The organism is Phyllobacterium sp., from assembly GCF_037994405.1.
GTDB lineage: Bacteria > Pseudomonadota > Alphaproteobacteria > Rhizobiales > Rhizobiaceae > Phyllobacterium.
Window position 1 is genome coordinate 1 of the sequence record NZ_JBBNAN010000090.1, and the last position, 5,798, is coordinate 5,798.

At 59.0% G+C, this 5,798-nt stretch carries 5 protein-coding genes; 4 read left to right on the plus strand and 1 reads right to left on the minus strand.

Annotation, left to right across the window (positions count from 1 at the left end; all coding sequences use genetic code 11):
* Window positions 1-307 (plus strand): pyridoxamine 5'-phosphate oxidase family protein (locus tag AAAC48_RS05520; RefSeq protein WP_340653216.1); only part of this gene is annotated, 307 nt, incomplete at its 5' end.
* Between the two features lie 790 nt (window positions 308-1,097).
* Here AAAC48_RS05520 and AAAC48_RS05525 read toward each other — a convergent pair.
* On the minus strand, window positions 1,098-1,517 hold the full coding sequence (locus tag AAAC48_RS05525; protein WP_340653217.1) for a cupin domain-containing protein: 420 nt from the start codon (window positions 1,515-1,517) through the stop codon (window positions 1,098-1,100).
* Between the two features lie 643 nt (window positions 1,518-2,160).
* On the opposite strand from AAAC48_RS05525, the gene AAAC48_RS05530 reads away from it, so the two are divergent.
* The 3 genes from AAAC48_RS05530 to AAAC48_RS05540 all read left to right on the plus strand — a co-directional run bounded on the left by AAAC48_RS05530 (window position 2,161) and on the right by AAAC48_RS05540 (window position 5,516).
* A complete protein-coding gene (locus tag AAAC48_RS05530) occupies window positions 2,161-2,595 on the plus strand; it encodes a heme-binding protein (RefSeq protein ID WP_340653218.1) in 435 nt (144 codons plus the stop codon).
* Window positions 2,596-2,851: 256 nt separating this feature from the next.
* Window positions 2,852-3,307 carry a (2Fe-2S)-binding protein gene (locus AAAC48_RS05535; RefSeq protein WP_340653219.1) on the plus strand — a complete coding sequence of 152 codons (456 nt, stop codon included), beginning with the start codon at window positions 2,852-2,854 and terminating at the stop codon, window positions 3,305-3,307.
* Between the two features lie 4 nt (window positions 3,308-3,311).
* Window positions 3,312-5,516, plus strand: coding sequence for a xanthine dehydrogenase family protein molybdopterin-binding subunit (locus AAAC48_RS05540; protein WP_340653220.1), 2,205 nt, complete (start codon window positions 3,312-3,314; stop codon window positions 5,514-5,516).
* The last annotated feature ends 282 nt before the right edge of the window (window positions 5,517-5,798 follow it).

Sequence of the window (5,798 nt, forward strand, 5' to 3'; positions counted from 1 at the left end):
ACTGAACCTGAAGCGCAATCCCGCCGTCGAAATTAACGTAGTCGACATCTTCCAGAGGCGCGGTTATCGATTCAAGGGCCGTGCGTCGATACTGCCGCCTGACGATGACGAGTCCTTGATGATCGCCAACTGGGTTCGGGCGACGAACGGCCCGGAGTATCCTGTCGATCACGTTGTCAAAATCGAAACTACCTCGATCACCCCGTTGCTGTCTCCCGCCCATGTCTTTGCCCACCCTCCTCGAAATCAGGACGAAATCAGGAGCACCTACTATCAAAAGTACGGTGTGAAACCCATCGGTGGATAGGCCCTGCGTCCGCGACGAACGAAGACCACCAGGCCACCTTGTTGCGGATAATGCCGCCTTCAACGCGACCGAGCGACGCGCAGGCAAGACGGTCATCCGCGTTCGCCCCCTGAGCGACGTACCCATTAATCCACGCAGCCGGCTGACTGCGGTCATATCCGCCGGCTGCGCCCTCTCAGCCCAGACACCGAGAAGCATCAGATCATCTCACGCCTGAACTTGATTATGATGATCCTCCTTGTGTTTTGCATCCAACAACAAGAATGTCTCGAGGCATGCGGCGGGCGGTCCCGTTACGCCAGAGCTGACTATCGATCGCACTCACTTCGATGCATCGTTCGGCACAAGGCCCGAAAGGGCCCACGGAGCAGTGCGATTGGTGCGTCGCGCTTCGGAAGAAAAAGAGGCCCGACTACGGTGCGTCCTGATGACTTTTTTAGCTGCGATTGTGTCACTGGTAGATGGGAAGGGTGTTGGTCCAAATCGTCAACCCGATGATTACAACAAGAATCCAGAACAACGAGTTTACGAGCATTCTCACCAAGCCACGGTTTTCACCTTGCTCCACCCCAAATCGGTCGGAAACCCAATCGCCTGGGAAGATGAACAGCCACTCGATAGCCTTGAGAATGTTGCGCACCATAGCCCCTTTGTGTTGGTAGTTGATGTCGAATTAGGGATGTTAGGCGCATGTAGCCGGCGCGTGGAATCGATCATCAGGCGCTCTCGCGAACCGCCGGATGCCGGTCCCGCACGGGCGCGCGGTTACGAATACCGCGCGTCGTGGTCCTCAGCTCTGCGGGAACGTCACGCCGAAAGCTGCCGGATCGGGTTTCTCGCCTTTCCGGGGCACCAACAGACGCTCCAGCCCACCCGGCACGTAGGTGGCCAGCAAGATCGCTTGGTCGCCGACCACTTCGATCGTATGCGGCACACCACGGGGAAGAGCCGCGTAGGCGCCTGCTCCCACCTCAACGCGGGAATCGCCCACCTGCGCGATTAGCCGCCCCTCAACCACGTAGACTAGCTCGTCCTCGCGCGAGTGGATGTGCATCGGAGGCTCCTCCCCGGCTCGCACGGTCCACAGGACAGCGCCGTATTCACCTCCGGACTGGCTGCTCTCCACTTTAATCTCGATGCTCGAGCCTCCGTTCGTGGTCACCTTCTCGCCACCGTGGGGCGGCGTTAGAACCGGCTTTTGGACTGACATTTGTAGCCTCCTGATTGTGAACTCTTGTTCGAGTGTCGCGTTTGGCGGCGAAAGGTTGCCGCTCACGGCCATCAGAATAGGGTTCTGCGCGGCGCAGTGTGAAATGAAGTCACGCCATGGAGTCGATAGCTGTGGGTTATGATGGTCCTAGACACGTGAACATCTCTTCGCAGTCGCCGAGAGTTCCGCTCGGGCGAGTCTCTGCCGAGGGAAGCACTGCACTCCCAACGCAGCGTGCCGAGGCGTCTCTCTGCGATTCCGATAACAATCGGCTATCGACTCCATGGCGAGAGGTGATTTTGAGCGTGCCAAGCGAACGCTCGATCGAGGCCCGCGAGCCCTAACGCCAGCTTGTCATGACCCTTCCTGCATACCGCACGGCCGATGCCAACCGCTACGATATCTTCTACCAGCGATCGAGCAAACGGATGCCTCTCGAGCCGCCGCCGATACGTGAGCGTTGTTGCAGCCGTATTCCCCGCCGCTATGGAAACGATACGTACCAGCTATTGGAAAACTTCGTCCTACGCTGCCACAACTGCTGTCTTAGCTACGCCGACCCTAGGGCACATTGTGTCGTTGACGCCGACGACTAATCGCGGCCCGCTGGCGTTGGGCACCTTAAAGTCGAGGAGATACTCCGATGCATGTGATGATAGCACAAGCACAGAAAATCGTCGAAGCCTCTCGTGCAAAGGCCGAGGCCTTGAATACGCAAATGTGTATAGCCTTGGTCGACTCCGGAGGAAACCTGAAGGCCTTTTATCGAATGGACGATGCGTGGGTCGGGTCTATCGACATCTCGCAGAAGAAGGCAAAGACCGCGCTTTTTTTTGGTATGATGACCGGTCAAATCGGCCAATTATCTCACCCGAACGGTCCCCTGTATGGTATCGAGCACTCCAATGATGGTCTCATCACCTTCCCAGGTGGAATTCCAATCGTCGATGACGGCGGTGTGATGATCGGTGCTGTTGGAGTAAGCGGGTCGACGTTCGAGAATGATCACGCTGTTGCCGAGGCCGGCGTACGCGCTGTCGGCCAGATTGAATTGCCAGAGCACCCTTGGCGAACGTAGGTAAGAACACTCCGTGCGACTGGAAACGGCCGTAGGGCCTATTGCCCTTCGCTCAGGCGTCCTTGACGACGTCCATCTTCTCTTGCGAGGAGGCGACGAATTTCATGGCACGCGCCAGCGGCGACCGAGCGACGCGCAGGCAAGACGGTCATCCGCGTTCGTCCCTGAGCGACGTACCCATTAATCCACGCAGCCGGCCGGCTGCGGTCATATCCGCCGGCTGCGTCCTATCAGCCCAGACACCTAAGAGGCATCCATGGCTTTCACCTTAAAGATCAACACCACAGCCCATAAGGTCGATGTCGACGGCGACACCCCGCTGCTATGGGTGCTGCGCGATGTGCTCGGCATGAACGGGACCAAGTTTGGCTGCGGCCAGGCGCTGTGCGGCGCCTGCACCGTGCATCTCGACGGCCAACCGGTCCGCTCCTGCCAGACGCCAGTCGACAGCGTCGGCGACAGTGCGATCACCACGATCGAGGCGATCGGACGGACGCCGCAAGGCGCGGCCTTACAGAAGGCGTGGCTGGAGCTGGAAGTGGTGCAGTGCGGCTACTGCCAGTCGGGCCAGATCATGTCTGCCGCGGCGTTGCTGAAGGACACGCCGCAGCCGACGGATGACGACATTGACGCCGCCATGTCGGGCAATGTCTGCCGATGTGGCACCTATCAGCGCATCCGTGCTGCGATCAAGCTCGCTGCGGGAGTTTGAGGTCATGGATGAGCTTATTTTGAAAGAGCAGTTTGTCGATGAAACGGCGATGTCACGGCGCGCCTTTCTTCAGGGCACAGGTTTGCTGCTTGGTTTTGCGCTGACCGGTGCGAGCACGGACTCCGTCTTCGCGGCGCCTGCATCGCGGGTGGTCGAAAACGAGGTCACGGGTACTTTCGCACCGAATGGATTTATACGAATCAATCCAACCGGCGCCGTGACCCTGATCATGCCGATGGCCGAGATGGGGCAGGGGGTTTACACGTCGCTCTCGATGCTTCTCGCTGAAGAACTGGAAGTGAAGCTCGACCAGATTCAGGTCCAGCATGCGCCGGCAAATGATGCGCTTTACGCCAACCAGTTCCTGCATATTCAAACTACGGGGGCTTCCTCCTCTGTACGTGCCTTCTCGGCACCGCTGCGTCAAGCAGGGGCAGTGGGTCGTAATCTGCTGATTGCGGCAGCCGCAGAGCGCTGGAATGTCGATCCGGCGACTTGCCGCGCCAAGGACGGCGTCGTGTTCGATGCGTCCGGCTCGAAGCATCTGAGCTACGGTGAACTTGCGAAGGCTGCTGCGAAATTGCCTGTGCCGCCTGCGGCAAACGTCAAATTGAAGGATCCAAAGGATTTTACACTGATCGGCACGCGCGCCAAACGCATCGATTCCCCGATAAAGGTCGATGGGCGCGCGCTCTACGGCATCGATACGCAATTGCCGGGTATGAAAGTTGCCGCGGTTGCTATTTCGCCTGTGCTCGGTGGCAAGGCGAAAACGGTGGACGAGAAGGCTGCGCTGGCCGTGAAGGGGGTCCGGCAAGTTGTTAATATCGACGAAGCAGTTGCCGTGGTGGCAGATCACACGGGTGCGGCGAAGAAGGGGATCGAGGCTGGCGCCATCACATGGGACGACGGGCCGAACGGCAAGGTCAGCAGCGCCGATATCGTCAAACAATTGGAGGAGGAATCCAAAAAGCCGGGCGCAATTGCTCGTAACGATGGTGATGCAGAGACTGCCCTTGCTCAAGCGGCGCAGCGACTCGAAGCGATCTATCAGGTGCCTTTCCTCGCCCATGCGGCGATGGAGCCGATGAACTGTACTGTTCATCTGCAGAAGGATCGTTGCGACATCTGGGTCGGGACGCAGGCGGTGGCGCTCACGCAATCTCTGGTGGCTGAACTCACTGGTCTTCCAAAGGATGCAATCAAAATTCACAATCATCTGATTGGAGGTGGCTTCGGCCGAAGGCTGGAGGCCGATGGCACTGTGCTGGCGGTCAAGATCGCCAAGCACGTCGATGGTCCGGTGAAGGTGATCTGGAGTCGCGAGGAAGACATCCAGCACGACATGTATCGGCCGTACTACTTCGATCGGCTGTCGGCCGGACTTGATGCGGCCGGGAAGCCGGTTGCCTGGACACATCGGATCGCCGGCTCCTCTATCGCCGCTCGCTATTTTCCTATTTGGTTCAAGGATGGATTAGACTTCGATGCCGTAGAAGCGGCGGCCGGGCCTTATGCGCTGCCCAATATCCACGTCGACTATGTCCGGGTTGAGCCCGCTGGTGTCCGGACGGCTTTCTGGCGCGGGGTCGGACCGACTCACAATGTTTTTGTGGTTGAAAGCTTCATGGATGAGCTCGCGCATGCTGCGAAGCAGGATCCCGTCGCTTATCGCAAGGAATTGCTTGGTCACAATCCGCGAGCGCTTGCTGTTTTGTCGCTTGCCGCAGAAAAAGCAGGGTGGGGATCACCGCTTCCCGCGCGGCAGGGCCGCGGGATTTCGGTACAATTCGCATTCGGAAGTTACTTGTCGGCGGTCGCCGAGGTCGAAGTGGCGGCCGATGGCTCCGTCAAAGTCAAGCGGATCGTCTGCGCGGTTGATTGTGGCATGTACATCAATCCCGATACGATCGAAGCACAGATTCAAGGTGGAACGCTTTTCGGGCTGACCGCTGCACTCCATGGCTCGATCACCTTCAAGGATGGACGAGTCGAGCAGAGCAATTTCGACAGCTATCTGCCGATGCGTATCGATGAGGTGCCGATGGTGGAGACGCATTTGATCAAGAGCGCAGAAGCTCCAGGTGGCGTTGGTGAAGCTCCGACAGCCATTGTCAGCGCCGCAGTGACCAATGCAATCTTCGCCGCCACCGGCAAGCGCTTGCGCACCCTTCCGGTCGATACGGATTCGCTGAAGTCGTCGTCTTAGTCCTCCCCGCTGTCATCCCGTGCGCGTCGCGAAGCGCATGGGATGACGGTCCGGAGCTGCTCCGAGTGCTAAATGGCGGACGGTACGATGCGAGATGTCCCCGAATGTTCTTATAGATGCGTTGCTCGATGAGCTGCGCACCGCTTTCGTAGCCTGCGTGGTGGCGCCGAACGCATCCCGGCTACCGATCCGAGCCGGGCTCCTCGGCATCTTGTGACGACCGTGGAGGCTCTGGGTTGGCCGCGATGACTACGCACCCCGCGCGCTCCCAAGACGATCCAG